This is a genomic window from Oceanobacillus indicireducens (assembly GCF_014647195.1).
Taxonomy (GTDB): Bacteria; Bacillota; Bacilli; order Bacillales; family Amphibacillaceae; genus Oceanobacillus; species Oceanobacillus indicireducens.
The window spans coordinates 112,506-128,401 of sequence record NZ_BMOS01000003.1 but is presented as its reverse complement, the minus strand read 5'-3'; the positions used below and the strand labels follow the sequence as shown (position 1 = coordinate 128,401).

Below are 15,896 nucleotides of genomic sequence, written 5' to 3'. Positions count from 1 at the left end.
GTTCACTTGATGAGGCATCCTTAGCTGGTTTGAACAACTTGATTGTTGTTTTTTAGAAGAGGTCGACTTACCAGTCTATTCAAATGAAGCGATTCGTGGAGGCGACTCCAAGCGTAATGCAGAAATTCTTTTGTCCGTTCTAAAGGGTGAGCCTGGTGCTTACTTCGACACAGTGCTTCTCAATGCAGGGATTGGCATTTATACAAGTAGAAAAACGGATTCAATCCAAGCTGGGATTGAATTAGCCCGAGAGAGCATTTTATCCGGGTCAGCATTAGAACGACTGGAACGATTAGTTAGCTTTAGTGAAAAAATTCCTGTGTGAGGTGTATTGAAATGACTATTTTAGATAACATTTTAAAGCAGAAAAGGATTGAACTGACAGAACTGATTCACAAGAAATTAATGGAGCCGGTAGGTAAAGCAAACCCGTCTTTTAAAGAGCGTGCTGCTGCCTCGGAAAGTATGAATATTATTGCAGAAATTAAGCGTGCTTCTCCTTCCAAAGGAGCAATTGACCTTGAAGTGGATCCAATCGAGCAAGCGAAAATGTATGAAAAAAATGGTGCGGCGGCTATCTCCGTGCTGACCGATGAGAAATTCTTTAATGGCTCATTAGAAGACTTACGGGCAGTTCGTGAAGCAGTCGACGTCCCTGTTTTATGTAAGGATTTTATGATCGATACGTTACAGATCGATCACGCGAGAGCTGCCGGAGCAACAATCATTCTATTAATTGTTGCAGCTCTCTCGGATGAGGATTTAAAGAAATTATACGATTATGCAACATCCCTTGAATTGGAAGTGCTCGTCGAAGTACATGACGAGGAAGAAATGAAACGGGCATTAAACTTAAAACCTGAAATAATCGGAATAAACAACCGAAACTTGAAAACTTTTAAAGTCGATTTAGCAACAACGGAAAAACTTGCATCCCTTGTTACGGATCGTGACACATTGCTTATTAGCGAAAGTGGTATGCGGGAAAAAGAAGATGTGCAGCGGGTGAGAGACGTTGGGGCGGAAGCAATTTTAGTCGGAGAAACACTTATGCTAGCAGAAGAGTTACAAAGAACATTTACGGATCTACAAGTTCCACTGAAAGAGGGGAAGAGGCTGCATGTTCGTTAAAATTTGTGGTATCACAACGGAGAAAGCGGCACAAGCAGCGGCCGAGGCGGGAGCCGATTTAATCGGATTTGTTTTTACGAAAAGTAAGCGGGAAATCACGCCAGTTGCAGCAGCAGCGATTGCAAGCCGGCTTCCGGCATCTGTCCAAACAGTCGGTGTCTTTGTTAATGAAGAACCGGCTGTGATGGAGCAAATTGCCAGTAAAGTTGGGCTTGATTTCCATCAACTGCACGGGGAAGAACCGCCAGATGTGGCAAAATCTCTTTCTGCAAAGGTTATTAAAGCATTCCCCGCTGAAAAAACAAGGTTAGAAAATGTCCACACGTACCCATGTGATTATTTTCTAATTGATACACCGAGCATCAATCGTGGTGGGAGCGGCAAGACGTTTGACTGGAGCTTGCTGCAAGAATCAGGCATCGACCGGGAAAGGTTGCTTCTCGCAGGGGGTCTTCATCCAGAAAACGTGCGGGAAGCAGTGGAAGCAGTGAATCCATTCGCAGTTGACGTCTCAAGCGGTGTCGAGACGGCAGGAAAGAAGGATCCAGAAAAAATGAAAGCATTTATCGAACAGGCAAAACATAGGGAGGTTTATAAAAAATGAGTGTATATACCGTACCAGATCAAAGTGGAAAGTATGGCAATTTTGGCGGGAGATTCGTCCCGGAATTATTAATGCCGGCAGTTCTTGAACTTGAAAAAGCGTATGAAGCGGCAAAGCAAGATAAGAGCTTCCTTGGGGAATTGAACTACTATTTAAAGCAATATGTTGGAAGAGAGACCCCATTATATTTCGCGGAACGGCTAACAGATAAAGCGGGTGGGGCGAAAATATATTTGAAGCGAGAAGACCTTAATCATACTGGCGCACATAAGATCAACAACACGATTGGGCAGGCTCTGCTTACGGTTAGGATGGGAAAAAGGAAAGTGGTGGCAGAAACCGGTGCTGGTCAGCATGGGGTAGCAACTGCAACAGTTTGTGCACTGCTTGGTCTTGATTGCATCGTCTTCATGGGGGAAGAAGATATTCGTCGCCAAGCACTGAATGTACAACGGATGGAGCTGCTTGGTGCCGAGGTCAGAAGTGTTGAAGGCGGAAGCGGGACACTGAAAGATGCGGTGAATGAAGCACTCCGTTACTGGGTGAACCATGTGGAAGATACCCATTATATTATCGGTTCTGTCGTTGGTCCGCATCCATTTCCGATGCTTGTCAGGGATTTTCAAGCGGTGATCGGTGAGGAAACGAAAAGGCAAATCTTAGAACAAGATGGAAAGCTTCCAGAAAAGATTATTGCCTGTGTCGGTGGTGGCAGTAATGCGATGGGAATGTTTTATCCCTTTGTTGAGGAGGAAGATGTCTCTTTAATCGGGGTCGAAGCTGGTGGAAGTGGTCTAGAAACGAATAAACACGCAGCAACTTTAACAAAGGGGAAAGTCGGGGTATTACACGGGACATTGACTCATCTATTACAGGATGAAAATGGACAAATAGAAGAAGCTTTTTCGATTTCAGCAGGACTAGATTATCCGGGCGTCGGACCGGAACATAGCTATTTACAAAGTATCGACCGGGTAAATTACACATCTGTAACGGATAAAGAGGCACTGGAGGCTTTCGAACTTTTATCGCGGAAAGAAGGGATCATACCGGCTTTAGAGAGTTCGCACGCAGTAGCTCATGCAATGAAGGTTGCCGGAGAAATGTCTAAAGACCAAACAATTGTTGTCTGCCTTTCGGGCCGGGGAGATAAGGACCTTAGACAATAAGGATTTATTGAAGTGAAGGAGGAGAAATAAATGGGCAAAGTAAAATTAGAAAAAGCATTGCAAGAAAGACTTTCTGCAGGAGAAAAAATTTTCTCGCCATTCATTATGGCTGGTGATGGTGGTTTGGATATTTTGCCGGACAGAATAAAATTTTTCGAGGAAAACGATGCGGCTGTTATAGAACTTGGTATTCCATTTTCTGACCCTGTAGCGGATGGTCCGACAATCCAAGCGGCTGGCAGCCGAGCTTTAGCTAACGGGACAACACTTGCCAAAGTTCTAGATATATTAGAGGTGACAAAATTAGAGCGGGCGATACCTGTCGTCATCATGACGTATATCAATCCAATTATCGCATTTGGTGTCGAAATGTTTGCCAAAATGTGTGCAAAAGCTGGGGTTGATGGGGTGATTATTCCCGATTTGCCGATGGAGGAGGAGCGCCTCGTTGCGGAAGCTTTAAGTAGGAGGGACATCGCTTTTGTAAGGCTTGCTGCGATGACGAGTCCGCAAGAACGCTTACAGGAACTTGCCAAGCGCACAGAAGGTTTTCTTTATGCAGTTGCTGTTACCGGTACAACTGGCGCACGGAGAGAGCATGATGCGTATGTATCAACATTTTTACAAGAATTAAAGACATATACGGAAACTCCAGTACTTGCTGGCTTCGGTGTATCTACAGGAGAACAAGCAAGGGCGCTCAGTGAATATGGTGACGGGGTGATCGTTGGCAGTAAGGTCGTTCAGCTTCTTCATGAAGGGAATTTAGCAGAAATCAGCCAGTTAATAGCGGAGAGTCGTTCGCTCAAAGTATGATTATCCATGCTTGTTTTTACAGATTATTCCCTCTATAATCTTTCATAAGATAGGAACAAGGGGGATACATATGCCAAAAGCAGTAATTCTAGACGGATATACATTAAATCCGGGTGATCTCGACTGGGCACCGCTTGAAAGATTAGCAGATTTCAAAATTTATGATCGGACTACATTCAGTGCGGACGAAGCAGCTCTCATCATTGAAAGAGCGAAGGATGCGGAAATTATTTTAACGAATAAAACACCGCTAACGAAGGAGATTCTTACTGAACTTCCGAAGCTTAAATATATTGGAGTTCTTGCGACAGGATTTAATGTCGTGGACGTGGAAGCGGCAAAAGAAAGAAACATCACGGTGACGAATATTCCGGACTATGGAACAGATACGGTTGCCCAAGCAGCCTTTGCACTCTTGCTCGAACTCTGTCACTTTACGGGAGAACATAGTGATGCAGTGAAAAGGGGGGATTGGACAAACCAAGAGGATTTTTGTTTCTGGAATCATCCGATCATGGAACTTTCCGGGAAAACAATGGGCATTATCGGATACGGAAGAATTGGTCAAGTAACGTCCCGGATAGGAGAAGCGTTCGGAATGAAAATCCTTGCCTATAACCGTACAAAAGAGAAAGTGCCCCATACGGACAACATCCGTTATGCGCCCCTTGATGAACTGTATAAGGAAGCAGATGTCATCATGCTGCATAGTCCATTAACGGAAGAGAATAAAGGTCTCATTAATAAAGAAACAATCGGCAAAATGAAAGACAGTGTCCTCATTATTAATACGGCAAGAGGCGGCTTGATTAATGAGCGAGACTTAGCGGACGCTTTAAATAATGGAAAAGTTGGCGGGGCAGGACTTGATGTTGTTTCAAAAGAACCGATTAGTGCTGATAATCCATTACTCGAAGCAAAAAATTGTATTATCACTCCACATATCGCTTGGGCAAGCTTGGAGGCACGAGAACGATTATTGAATATTGCCGCAGATAATCTGGAGAAGTTTTTGGAAGGTAAGGCAATTAATATTGTAAATGATTAGTTGGTGAGGGAGCTAATCAGGAGAGTGTACTGATTAGCTTCTATTATCATAAAGAGTAGTTTATTACGTATTAACGGTCTGTAATCCCGCCCACTGAATGAGTTCCATTTTATCACGTATTAACGGTCTGTAATACCCCCACCTTTAAGCAAGAGGGAAAACCAAAATGTTAAGGTGGGGGATATACAATCCGTAAATACCTGATTCTGCTCAACTAACATTCAGTGGGGGTAAGGAATTCCCCACTGAATGAAGTTTCACTTTATATTCAATAAAACCCAGTTGACAACTAGGGATAAGATGTATAAACTATCGATTAACACATATGATGAATAAGAGAAGGGGGAATTAAGATGACAACTACAAAACGAAGTGACCAGTTGACTACAATTTTTAAGGGAATAGAAGATAATTTTGAGCAGATGAAAAACTGGAGAAGACATATGCACATGAATCCGGAGCTCTCATTTGAAGAAGTACATACAGCAAAATATATTGAAGAACAGCTAAATAATTTCGGTCTGGAAGTAAAGACACAAATCGGTGGGAAAAATGGATTAATCGGGATTTTGCAAGGAGATAAACCTGGGAAGACAATTGCACTCCGAGCGGATTTTGATGCGCTTCCAATTGATGATGAAAAAGAAGTTCCATATAAATCGACGAAGCCAGGTATCATGCATGCTTGCGGTCACGATGGCCATACTTCGGCATTACTAGGAACAGCTGCAGTATTAAGTGAACATCGAGATAAGTTAAACGGTAATGTCATTTTTGTTTTCCAACCGGCAGAGGAACGGCCACCAGGTGGAGCTAAGTTCATGATTGAAGAAGGGATCCTGGATAACGTGGATTATGTATTTGGCGCACACTTGGCTTCAGAAATTCCATTAGGAAAGGTTGGCGTCGGTCCGGGGTTTCAAATGGCAGCTGTTGATAAATTTGAGATTAACATTCAAGGTCTCGGCGGGCATGGTGCAAGACCCCATGAAAGCATCGATTCCCTTGTGATTGGTACAAGTGTCGTTGAGGCGTTGCAGAAAATTGTAAGCCGGAATATCGACCCGCTGAAATCAGCTGTCGTAACAATTGGCGTGTTTCAAGCAGGAAATGCCTTCAACGTTATTCCCGACAGTGCGAGGATTGAAGGAACAGTACGAACCTTTGATGCGGATGTACGCGATAAAGTTCAAGAGAAAATCAATTCCATTGTTGCAGGAATAACGAGTGCTTTCGATGCGACCTATGAAATTGATTACCTTCGCGGCTACCCGGCACTCTATAACCATGAAAAAGAGACAGCTATCGTTCGGGAAATTTTAAGCGAATCATTCAGTGAGGAAAATGTAACGGAACTTGAGCCAACAATGGGAGCAGAAGATTTTTCTTATTTTCTGGAGAAAAAGCCCGGAACTTATTTCCGAGTCGGTTCACGTAATGAAAATGAAGCGACACATTATCCGCACCACCATCCGAAGTTCGATTTTGATGAGCGGGCATTAGTTAATATCAGTAAATCTTTTGTACGGATTGTTTCCCATTATTTGATCGAGGAAACGGCGAATGAATAGTCTTAGGATTTGGGAACGTACTCACGTATTAACGGTCTGTAACACCCCCACCTCTAAACAAGAGGGAAAACCAAAATGTTAAGGTGGGGGATATACAGTCCGTAAATACCTGATTCTGTTCAACTAACATTCAGTGGGGGGAAGGAATTCCCCACTGAATGAGTTTCACTTTATGAATTGGGTTAATCGGAGGAAATTCTGGTTAACCCTTTGTTCGCTCTAGCTGTTTATATAATCGAAAAAGTGGAAGATTACTTAAGTAACAGAACATTCAGGTGTATTATGATATAATATTAATAGAAGAAGATTCTTCAAAATTTCAGATAAAGGGGTGATAAAATGGGGAAATTGACCAAATCCCTTGGAATTGCTGGAGCAGCTCTTGGAGTTGCCTATTTATCGAAAAGCGAAAATAGGGAAAAGGTGAAGAAATTAATCGGGTTGGATAAAGATTCACAGTCCTATGTAAAAAAGCTAGGAAGACCCGGAGCTGTTGGAGCCGCGGATGATGCGAAAATGGTTGATGAAGGAGCTCTAACAAGCGTACAATACTACAATAAACTCCAGGAAGAAGAGGAAGAAGAGGAAGAAGAGGAAGAGAAAAGTGAATAATAAGAAGTAGAAAACACCAACAAACAGAAAATTGCTTGTTGGTGTTTTTTTTGATTTTCTTTATTAAATCAATCTGATATATAAACAAACCTCGTTTCCCTCGTCTTATCTCCATCAATATTCTCCGCTTCAAACGGGACGACATGGAATTTTTCCTGCAGGCTATCCCTTACTTTACATGACAACTTGCCGCACTTCATCAAAATCTGCTTGGTAAGAAACTCCATCAATAATCACATATAGATTATGGTACTAGGTCTGTTCTTGCTTGTATCCGCATATATATGAAGGAACATGTTGCCTGCGTAACTTGATTAAAAAAGGAGGGGGCCGATGAAAAGAAAGATTTGGATGCTTGGGCTTTTGCTTATGGGGTTATTTTTGCTTGGTGCTTGCAGCAATGATGAAGAAGACGGAGAAAAAGACAAGGACACGGGTGAGACAGCGGATATAGGTGGAGATGAGCGAACACTCACAATCGCGGTTGGTTCCGACATGGTTACGTTTGATGTGCATGATCATATCAATACGTCAACGGAAGCGATTCACGTGAATATGTTCAACTATCTCGTGAAGCGTGATAATGAGACGGGAGAAATATTGCCAGACCTTGCGGAGTCTTTCGAGAATATTGATGACCTCACTTGGGAATTCAAACTGAAAGAAGGCGTCACATTCCATAATGGTGATGAATTGACGTCAGCTGATGTGAAGTATTCGTTGGAACGAGTCGCAACTGGGGAAGAACTGAAGGATTATCCGAATTATAACCAGATTAAAGAAGTAGAGATCTTGGATGATTACCGGTTCCGCATCATCACTCATGAACCAGAGCCCGTGCTGCTCAACCGGATTTCACGGATTGCTTCAGCTATATTACCTTCCAACTATATTGAAGAAAATGGTTTTGATCACTTTTTACAAAATCCAATTGGAACAGGCCCCTTTCAATTTGTTGAGTGGGTAAGAGATGATCGGATTGTATTTGAAGTGTACGATGATTATTTTGATGGAAAAAATGAGGAATGGGATCAACTGGTTTTCCGGGTTATCCCTGAGAACTCGACGAGGGTTTCCGAGTTGCTGACAGGTGGAGCTGATATTGCCGTCAATATTCCGCCGGCAGATTGGGACCGGGTGGCAGATCATGAGAATACGTATTTAGCCCAAGAGACGTCAAATCGGACATTGATGATTTTCTTAAGATCAACAGAAGGCTACCCGACTTCAGATCAGCGGGTACGAGAAGCACTGGACCTTGCAATTGACAACCAAGCGATTATTGATAGTTTGCTAGGGGGAGCAGGGGTGCCGACGATTACACGGGTTGCACCTGGTAACTTTGGGTATGCAGAGCATTTATATGATACGTACAACTATGACTTGGAGCGGGCGAAAGAATTGCTCGCTGAAGCAGGGTTTCCGGATGGTTTTGAAATGACGCTCCACTCTCCAAGGGGCCGTTATTTGCAAGACGCGGAAGTTGCGGAAATGGTTGCCGGTATGTGGGCACAGATTGGTGTGACAGCGAATATCGAGTTCATGGAATGGAGTAATTTTGTCGAACTTCGAAATGCCAATGAGAATGAAGATGCCTATTTACTAGGGTTAGGTAACTCGATGTTTGATGCTGCGAACGCCTTAGATTGGTATAGTGCCGACCGGTTTGAAGGGGAAACAGATTACCGGAATGATGAAGTCGAGGAGCTGCTTGCTGCGGCAATGACAAACATGGATCTTGAGGAAAGAAATGAACAGTATATTAAGGCACAGGAACTGCTGGCAGAGGACGCGGCCCATATTGTTTTGCATATGGAATCAATCAATATTGGCGTAAGTGAGGAACTCGATTATACGCCGACAATGGATGAGATGATTTATGTAGATACGATTACAAGAAAATGATTGGCAAGGGATTTCCCGGAAGCAGACTTCATTCATCCCTGCTTTCGGGAGAACTTTCGATTGGAAGGGGGATGACCGGTGAACTACTTTTTAAAAAGAATCTTGGAAATCATTCCCGTATTGTTGATCATTACCTTCATCGTTTTCACACTCGTCTTTATCGCCGGTGACCCGGTGGCATTGCTGTTACCGGAAGATGCTACGACTGAGGACATCGCAGCACTGCAAGCAGCATTAGGACTTGATGACCCCTTCTATGTACAGTACGGGAGATATGTAATGAATATGCTGCAAGGTGATTTCGGAACCTCCTTCCGTTACGGTGAGGACGCCATGCTGCTTGTCTTTGAAAGGCTTCCTGCTACTCTTGAACTTGCCATCGCTTCTATACTCGTTGCGATTATGATTGCTATACCTTTAGGCATCTGGTCTGCAACGAAAAAGAATTCAAGTATTGATTTAGTAGCAACCGGTGCGGCCGTGCTTGGAAAAGCGATGCCGAATTTCTGGTTAGGAATCATGCTTATCCTCATATTTTCCGTAACCTATTCTATTTTCCCCGTGTCCGGGAGAGGGTCATTCGCCCATTTGATTTTGCCTGCGATTACGCTTGGCACAGGGATTGCGGCGGAAATGACGCGACTTATCCGGTCCAGTATGCTTGAAACGTTGGGGCAGGATTATATCCGGACGGCCAAAAGTAAAGGATTGAGAACTGGAATAGTCGTTTATAAACATGCTTTCCGAAATACGCTCGTCCCTGTCGTTACAATCATCGCACTCCAGACATCGACGCTTATCGGCGGTACATTGATTACGGAAACTGTATTTGCTTGGCCGGGAATCGGACAATTGCTTATTCAGGCAGTGAACAATCGAGATATGGCAATCGTTCAGGCATGTGTGATGGTCATTGCGTTTTTCGTCATTGTGATGAATTTGATTGCTGACTTTTTGTACCAGTTATTAGACCCGCGGATCAGGTATAAGTAGGAGGTGAGTGACATGCCGCAACCTAGTATCATGCAGGGACCAGCAAGGAAAAATTCGAAGCTGAAACGTTGGCTGAAGTTATTATTCCGGAGTAAAACGGGAACAGTCGGGCTTGTCATCGTAATTTCGATTGTGATTATTGCAATCTTTGCACCATGGCTTGCACCACATGAACCGAATGTGATCGATCCGGTAAATACCCATAAGCCTCCAGTTTGGATGGAAGGGGGAGATAGGGAAAATCTACTTGGCACGGATAATTTGGGCCGGGATATATTAAGCCGGATTATTTATGGTTCACAAATTTCCTTATTAGTCGGTATTTCTTCCGTTGTCCTGGCAGGAATCATTGGTATTCTTGTTGGACTTTTCACGGGATATTTCGGCGGATTTCTTGATACTTTTTTCATGCGGCTTGCAGATTCCTTTCTAGCCATCCCAAATATTTTATTAGCTTTAGTGATGTTGGGAGTATTTGGTCCTGGTTTATTTACTTTAATCCTTGTCCTTGGCGTGACAAACTGGGTGCAATATGCGCGGATCATCCGTGGTGAGGTTTTATCGATAAAGGAAAGGGATTTTGTTCGGGCGGCAAAGTCAATCGGTGTGAAACATCGCAATATTATTTTTTCTCACCTTTATCCGAATGTCATTTCTTCTTTTATCGTCGTTGCAACATTAAGTGTAGCAAGCACAATCATTTTAGAATCTTCTTTAAGCTTTCTAGGGCTAGGTATTCAGCCGCCGCAAGTATCCTGGGGAACGATTCTTAGTGATGGGAGAGATTATTTGGCGACAAGCTGGTGGTTAGCGACATTCCCTGGGCTTGCTATCACCATCACTGTGTTAGGAATTATATTCCTTGGTGACTGGTTGCGGGATATTCTTGATCCGCGATCGGTGAAGTGAAGGAGGCGATGGAATGGAGCACGCATTATTAACCGTCAATCGTTTAAAAACATATTTTTATACAGAGGCTGGTGTCGTTCCGGCGGTGGATGATGTCTCTTTCTCTATCCAGAAGGGGGAAATTGTTGCCATCGTCGGGGAATCCGGATCAGGGAAAAGTGTAACCTCTTTATCGGTGATGGGCTTAATTGAAGAGCCGGGAAAAATTGTCGGCGGTGAAATTCTTTTTGCAGGTAAGGATTTAGTTGGTATGTCAATGAAGAAAATGCGTGAGCTGCGCGGGAATCAGCTTGCAATGATCTTCCAGGAACCACTTACGTCCTTAAATCCAGTCTTTTCAATCGGGAACCAGCTTGCTGAATCAATCCGACTCCATCAGAAGAAAAATAAAAGAGAAGCACGAAAAATCGGTATCGAGATGCTGAAGAAGGTTGGTATTGCGCGGCCAGATAAAGTATATGACCAACATCCGCATGCATTAAGCGGTGGAATGCGGCAGCGCGTCATGATTGCGATGGCATTGTCCTGTAACCCGCAACTACTTATCGCCGATGAACCGACAACGGCTCTTGATGTAACCATTCAGGCACAAATTCTCCGGTTGATGAAAGATTTGATTGAAGAATCGGGGACATCGATCCTATTCATTACCCATGATCTTGGTGTCGTCGCCGAAATGGCCGATCAAGTGATTGTCATGTATGGTGGCCAAGTTGTGGAGCAAGCCGATGTGTATACGTTATTCAAAGAACCGAAGCATCCCTATACGAAAGGCTTGATCGATAGCACGCCGAAGATAGATGAATGGAAGGAAGAACTTGTCTCCATTCCCGGCACGGTTCCTGGTCCGTTTGAATTCCCGGAAGGATGTAAATTTGCTGATCGCTGTCCATTTGTAATGGATAAATGTAAGGCGGAGCGTCCAACTGTAACAAAGGTTGGAAAGGGACATGAGGTCCGTTGCTGGTTGCACGGTGAAAAGGTGGTGGATTTGAATGAGCGAGCATCCTTTACTTGAAGTGAGGGGACTTCAAAAGTCGTTCGATGTGACGAAAGGTTTTTTTAAAAAAGAGAAGCAATATCTCCGTGCGGTAAATGATGTCAGTTTTACCGTACAGAATGGGGAAGTACTAGGAGTTGTCGGGGAATCAGGTTGTGGCAAGTCTACCCTCGGTAATTTAATCGTTCATCTGCACGAACCGACAGCCGGAAAAATTGTCTTTGAAGGAATTGACATGTCCGCACTTTCCCGAGAGCAATTGCGGAGACAACGGGCGGACATCCAAATGATTTTCCAAGATCCGTTCTCCTCGCTAAACCCGAGAAAACGCGTATTTGACATTATTGCTGAGCCACTAAGAACGCACCGGGATTTAAATAAGGAAGAATTGCAACAAGAAGTATTGGATTTAATGGATTTAGTCGGGCTGAATCGTTCCTTTCTGAATCGGTATCCTCATGAATTCAGTGGGGGACAGCGTCAGCGGATTGGAATTGCGAGAGCGATTGCACTCCGACCGAAACTGATTATATGTGATGAACCGGTATCTGCTTTGGATGTATCCATTCAATCGCAAATTTTAAATCTCCTGAAAAAGTTGCAGAAGGATCTGCAGCTCACCTATATATTCATTGCCCATGGTCTGCCGGCTGTAAAACATGTAAGCGACCGAATTGCCGTTATGTATTTAGGAAAAATTGTTGAATGGACGACAAAAGAAGAACTTTTTACAAACCCGATGCATCCATATACAGAGGGGTTGCTGTCAGCAATTCCGATTCCAGATCCTACCAAGCGGAAAGAACAGCGTCCTCTATTGGAAGGAGATATCCCAAATCCGGTCAACCCGCCACCCGGTTGTAAATTCCACCCCCGTTGTCCGTATAAGACGGAGATTTGTATGCAAGTCGAGCCGGAGTTTACAGACAAGAGAGCTGGCCATTTTGTAGCTTGTCATCATCCACTTGGCGCAGAGAAACAGGCGGAGAAAAAATTATAGAGAAGGAATGTGAAGGAAATTAGTACACGTGATGTACGCCAATACCTAACGTCTAATAAGGAGAAGTTGAAAGCGGAGTTAATAGAGTTGGTGAGGGCTGAGTCTCCAAGTCATGAAAAGTCAGCATTACTCGCTTGTGAACGAACGATCAAGCGGATATTTTCCGGCCATTTTGGAGACCGATTTACAGTTGAAACGTTCCAGATGGAAGAAACCGGCAATCATTTGAAATATGAAATACCGGAACAACCTGGACCACGGATTTTATTTTTATCCCATTATGATACGGTGTGGGGAAAAGGTGAGTTACCGGTTGTTGAAAAGAAAGGCAAGATTTACGGGCCGGGAATTTTTGATATGAAAGCTGGATTGCTCTGTTCGATTTGGGCGGTAAAGGCCTTGCTTGAAACGAAGGGTGAGCTCACTTTTTCTCCGGTCTTTTTATTTACAGCTGATGAAGAGATTGGTAGTCTTACTTCCAAAGAAATTATCGAAACGACGGCTAAGACTTGTGATGCGGTATTTGTGATGGAGCCACCGACGCCAAGGAGTCATGCGCTGAAACTAGAAAGAAAAGGTGTCGGGGAATATACGATTACGGCGACAGGAAAAAGTGCGCATGCCGGAAATCATCATGAAGATGGGGTCAGTGCTATTTTGGAAATGTCTAAGATTATTCAAAAGCTGGAAGGGCTGACAGATTATAAAAAAGGTACAACTATCAATGTTGGGAAAATAAATGGCGGTTCCGTTAGTAATGTGATTCCGGAAAAGGCTAAGATTGAAGTGGATTTCCGGGTGAAGAACAGCGGGGAAGCGAAACGGATAGAGGCCGCCATTGAATCGCTCTCCGTTAGTCATCCTGAAATTGATCTTGTTATAGAGGGCGGATTGAACCGTCCGCCACTAGAAAAAACAACTGGAAATCTGGCGCTATTTGCACTCGCTAAGCAGGCTGGGAAGAAACTCGGAATTAAAGTGAAGGGGGCAAGCGCAGGCGGTGGCAGTGATGGCAACTTCACGTCTGCCCTTGGAATTCCGACCTTGGATGGGCTTGGAATACCAGGTGGTGGGCCGCATGCAAGGAATGAACATATTAAATTTGAACATTTCCCTGGGAAGTGTGCACTTGTTGCAGTGACTTGTGAACTGCTTAGCAAGAAAAAAGGAGAGGTCATATCATAAGAGGTTGATCTATAAATGATTGACCTCTTTATTCTTGTGTTTAAGAAACGTTGAGATTTCGCCTTTGTGTTGTTGACAAATTGTCACCGGTTTGGTAGATTCGACAGAGTTAAGGCTTTTTGGAGAGGTAGGAAATCAAGTGGCTGAGTATCGATTTGAGACGCTACATAGAGTGTTGTATGATTTGATGGAGGAGAAACAATTTTCCATTAGAAGATTAAGTAGAGAATCGGGAGTAGACCATGCAACGATCTCTAAAATATTGAACGGTAAACGAAGAGCGAACATCCATCATCTTCAGAAACTGTCGAAAGGCCTAGGTACCGATGTCTTACCACTCATGCAAGCTGCAGGTTATATTGAAGAAACAGGTGAAGGAGAGCCAAATGAGCTGCAATCTGTTTTTGAAAAAATGCACCATGTATTAGCTGTAATGGATGAACATGAAAGAAAATTTACAGAGAAAGAATTACAGCAAGAAATTATTATTTACGAGGAACATAGTTTAACAGAGGAAGGGAAACAGACAATTTTGGATAACTTCCAAGCAAAGCTAGCCAAAATCGATGGCCGGGGTCCCTATATTAAACAGCTGCAATCGATGTTTTCTAGATTTATCAATAGAAAAGGATCGGTGAAGGAACTTGGTTTAATGGGAGCAGCACTTCTTTATTTTGTTGTTACGAAGGATTTGCTGCCAGACTTTCTTTTCCCGGTAGGGTTTATGGATGATGCCATCGTTGTGCAAGTCGTTATGAAACAGCTAGAAAAATAAAGAATATGGATAGAGAAGGGTTCCTATGTTTGGAAATAAAAAACAATTAGATACTACTATTTTAATAACTTTACTCGGATTATTCTTGTTCAGCATCGTGGCCGTTTATAGTGGTTCTGGCCAATATGTCGCGGATAATCCGTATCATTTTGTAGTGCGGCAGGTTATTTGGTATGCGGTCGGAATCGGCATCATGTTGGCGATTGCCCGTTTTGATTATGATTTACTAAAGCGCATGGCCCTTATTTTTTACTTAGTCTGTGTCGGCCTATTGCTGCTTGTATACTTGTTTGGAACGGAAAAGAAGGGAGCTCAGCGGTGGTTAAACTTAGGATTCATTGAAATTCAGCCGACTGAATTTATGAAAATAGCGCTTATCGTATATCTTGCTTTTATTTTAAGTAAAATTGGTTCGGAAAAATTATCTTTTAAAGCGAGTATTAAGCTTACGTTTAAGGTTGGCTTGATATCTATTATCCCCTTTGTACTGATTATGTTGCAGCCTGATTTAGGTTCTGCCTTAGTTATCGTTGGAATTACCGCATCGATTCTCGTCGTTTCGAGTATATCGCCTAAGATGATCGGGCTAATTTTTAGTTTAGGGACCGCGTTCATGGGTCTATTAGTTTACTTGTTTTATTTTCATCATGAATTATTTACACGTTTTTTTAAATCCCATCAGTTAGAAAGAATATATGGCTGGCTATACCCGGAGCAATATACTTCAGATTACGGGTATCAATTACAGCAGGCCTTACTAGGGATTGGATCTGGTCAGTTAGGCGGAAAGGGATTAAACCAGGGGGTGCAAGTACAGAGTGGGAATATCCCGGAAGCCCATACCGATTTCATTTTTTCGGTAGTCGGTGAAGAATTCGGCTTTATTGGGAGCAGTATTCTAATATTCATTTACTTTTTACTGATCTATCGTCTCGTGCAAATTGCGAATGAAGCAAATGATTTATTCGGTAGCTATATTTGTATGGGCGCAGTTGGTCTTATTTCCTTGCAGGTGTTCCAAAATATCGGCATGACAATAGGAGTCACCCCAATTACTGGTATAGCTCTTCCTTTTGTCAGCTACGGGGGAAGTGCATTATTAACAAATTTCATCGTCATCGGCCTCGTACTTAGTGTACAATTAAGAACGAGAAAATATTTATTTGCTGATGGATGAA

At 43.2% G+C, this 15,896-nt stretch carries 15 protein-coding genes and 1 pseudogene; all 16 read left to right on the top strand.

All coding sequences use genetic code 11. The annotated features are described in order from the left end of the window. Positions 1-325: pseudogene (locus tag IEX94_RS19605) on the top strand (hypothetical protein); the annotation flags it as partial. Positions 326-336: 11 nt separating this feature from the next. After that, positions 337-1,131: an indole-3-glycerol phosphate synthase TrpC gene (trpC, locus tag IEX94_RS03325; protein ID WP_188856013.1), complete on the top strand. Its 795-nt coding sequence runs from the start codon at positions 337-339 to the stop codon at positions 1,129-1,131. After that, positions 1,121-1,735 (top strand): phosphoribosylanthranilate isomerase, encoded by a 615-nt coding sequence (locus IEX94_RS03320; RefSeq protein WP_188856012.1) that lies wholly within the window; start codon positions 1,121-1,123, stop codon positions 1,733-1,735. The genes trpC and IEX94_RS03320 overlap by 11 nt, the downstream gene beginning before the upstream one ends. Beyond that, positions 1,732-2,904, top strand: a complete 1,173-nt coding sequence (gene trpB, locus IEX94_RS03315) for a tryptophan synthase subunit beta (RefSeq protein WP_188856011.1) — start codon at positions 1,732-1,734, stop codon at positions 2,902-2,904. Before IEX94_RS03320 ends, trpB begins: the two co-directional genes overlap by 4 nt. 30 nt (positions 2,905-2,934) lie before the next feature. After that, positions 2,935-3,720, top strand: a complete 786-nt coding sequence (trpA, locus tag IEX94_RS03310) for a tryptophan synthase subunit alpha (protein WP_188856010.1) — start codon at positions 2,935-2,937, stop codon at positions 3,718-3,720. Positions 3,721-3,790: 70 nt separating this feature from the next. Beyond that, a complete protein-coding gene (locus tag IEX94_RS03305; protein WP_188856009.1) occupies positions 3,791-4,768 on the top strand; it encodes a D-2-hydroxyacid dehydrogenase in 978 nt (325 codons plus the stop codon). A gap of 353 nt (positions 4,769-5,121) precedes the next feature. Next, positions 5,122-6,339: a M20 metallopeptidase family protein gene (locus IEX94_RS03300; RefSeq protein WP_188856008.1), complete on the top strand. Its 1,218-nt coding sequence runs from the start codon at positions 5,122-5,124 to the stop codon at positions 6,337-6,339. Between the two features lie 339 nt (positions 6,340-6,678). Then, positions 6,679-6,951, top strand: coding sequence for a YbyB family protein (locus tag IEX94_RS03295; protein WP_188856007.1), 273 nt, complete (start codon positions 6,679-6,681; stop codon positions 6,949-6,951). A 333-nt stretch (positions 6,952-7,284) separates the two neighbouring features. After that, positions 7,285-8,856 carry an ABC transporter substrate-binding protein gene (locus tag IEX94_RS03290; RefSeq protein ID WP_188856006.1) on the top strand — a complete coding sequence of 524 codons (1,572 nt, stop codon included), beginning with the start codon at positions 7,285-7,287 and terminating at the stop codon, positions 8,854-8,856. Positions 8,857-8,934: 78 nt separating this feature from the next. Continuing rightward, positions 8,935-9,849, top strand: a complete 915-nt coding sequence (locus IEX94_RS03285) for an ABC transporter permease (protein WP_188856005.1) — start codon at positions 8,935-8,937, stop codon at positions 9,847-9,849. Positions 9,850-9,861: 12 nt separating this feature from the next. Next, a complete protein-coding gene (locus tag IEX94_RS03280; protein WP_188856004.1) occupies positions 9,862-10,758 on the top strand; it encodes an ABC transporter permease in 897 nt (298 codons plus the stop codon). Between the two features lie 13 nt (positions 10,759-10,771). Then, positions 10,772-11,776 (top strand): ABC transporter ATP-binding protein, encoded by a 1,005-nt coding sequence (locus tag IEX94_RS03275; RefSeq protein WP_188856003.1) that lies wholly within the window; start codon positions 10,772-10,774, stop codon positions 11,774-11,776. Further along, positions 11,754-12,758, top strand: a complete 1,005-nt coding sequence (locus tag IEX94_RS03270) for an ABC transporter ATP-binding protein (protein ID WP_188856002.1) — start codon at positions 11,754-11,756, stop codon at positions 12,756-12,758. The genes IEX94_RS03275 and IEX94_RS03270 overlap by 23 nt, the downstream gene beginning before the upstream one ends. A 9-nt stretch (positions 12,759-12,767) precedes the next feature. Then, the gene (locus IEX94_RS03265; RefSeq protein ID WP_229782540.1) at positions 12,768-13,943 is read left to right on the top strand and encodes a M20 family metallopeptidase; all 1,176 of its coding nucleotides are present in this window, start codon (positions 12,768-12,770) and stop codon (positions 13,941-13,943) included. A 139-nt stretch (positions 13,944-14,082) separates the two neighbouring features. Next, entirely contained in the window at positions 14,083-14,718 is a 636-nt protein-coding gene (locus IEX94_RS03260) for a DUF1232 domain-containing protein (RefSeq protein ID WP_194461786.1), read from the top strand. Positions 14,719-14,743: 25 nt separating this feature from the next. Further along, positions 14,744-15,895: a rod shape-determining protein RodA gene (gene rodA / locus IEX94_RS03255; RefSeq protein ID WP_188856000.1), complete on the top strand. Its 1,152-nt coding sequence runs from the start codon at positions 14,744-14,746 to the stop codon at positions 15,893-15,895. Position 15,896 lies beyond the last annotated feature (1 nt).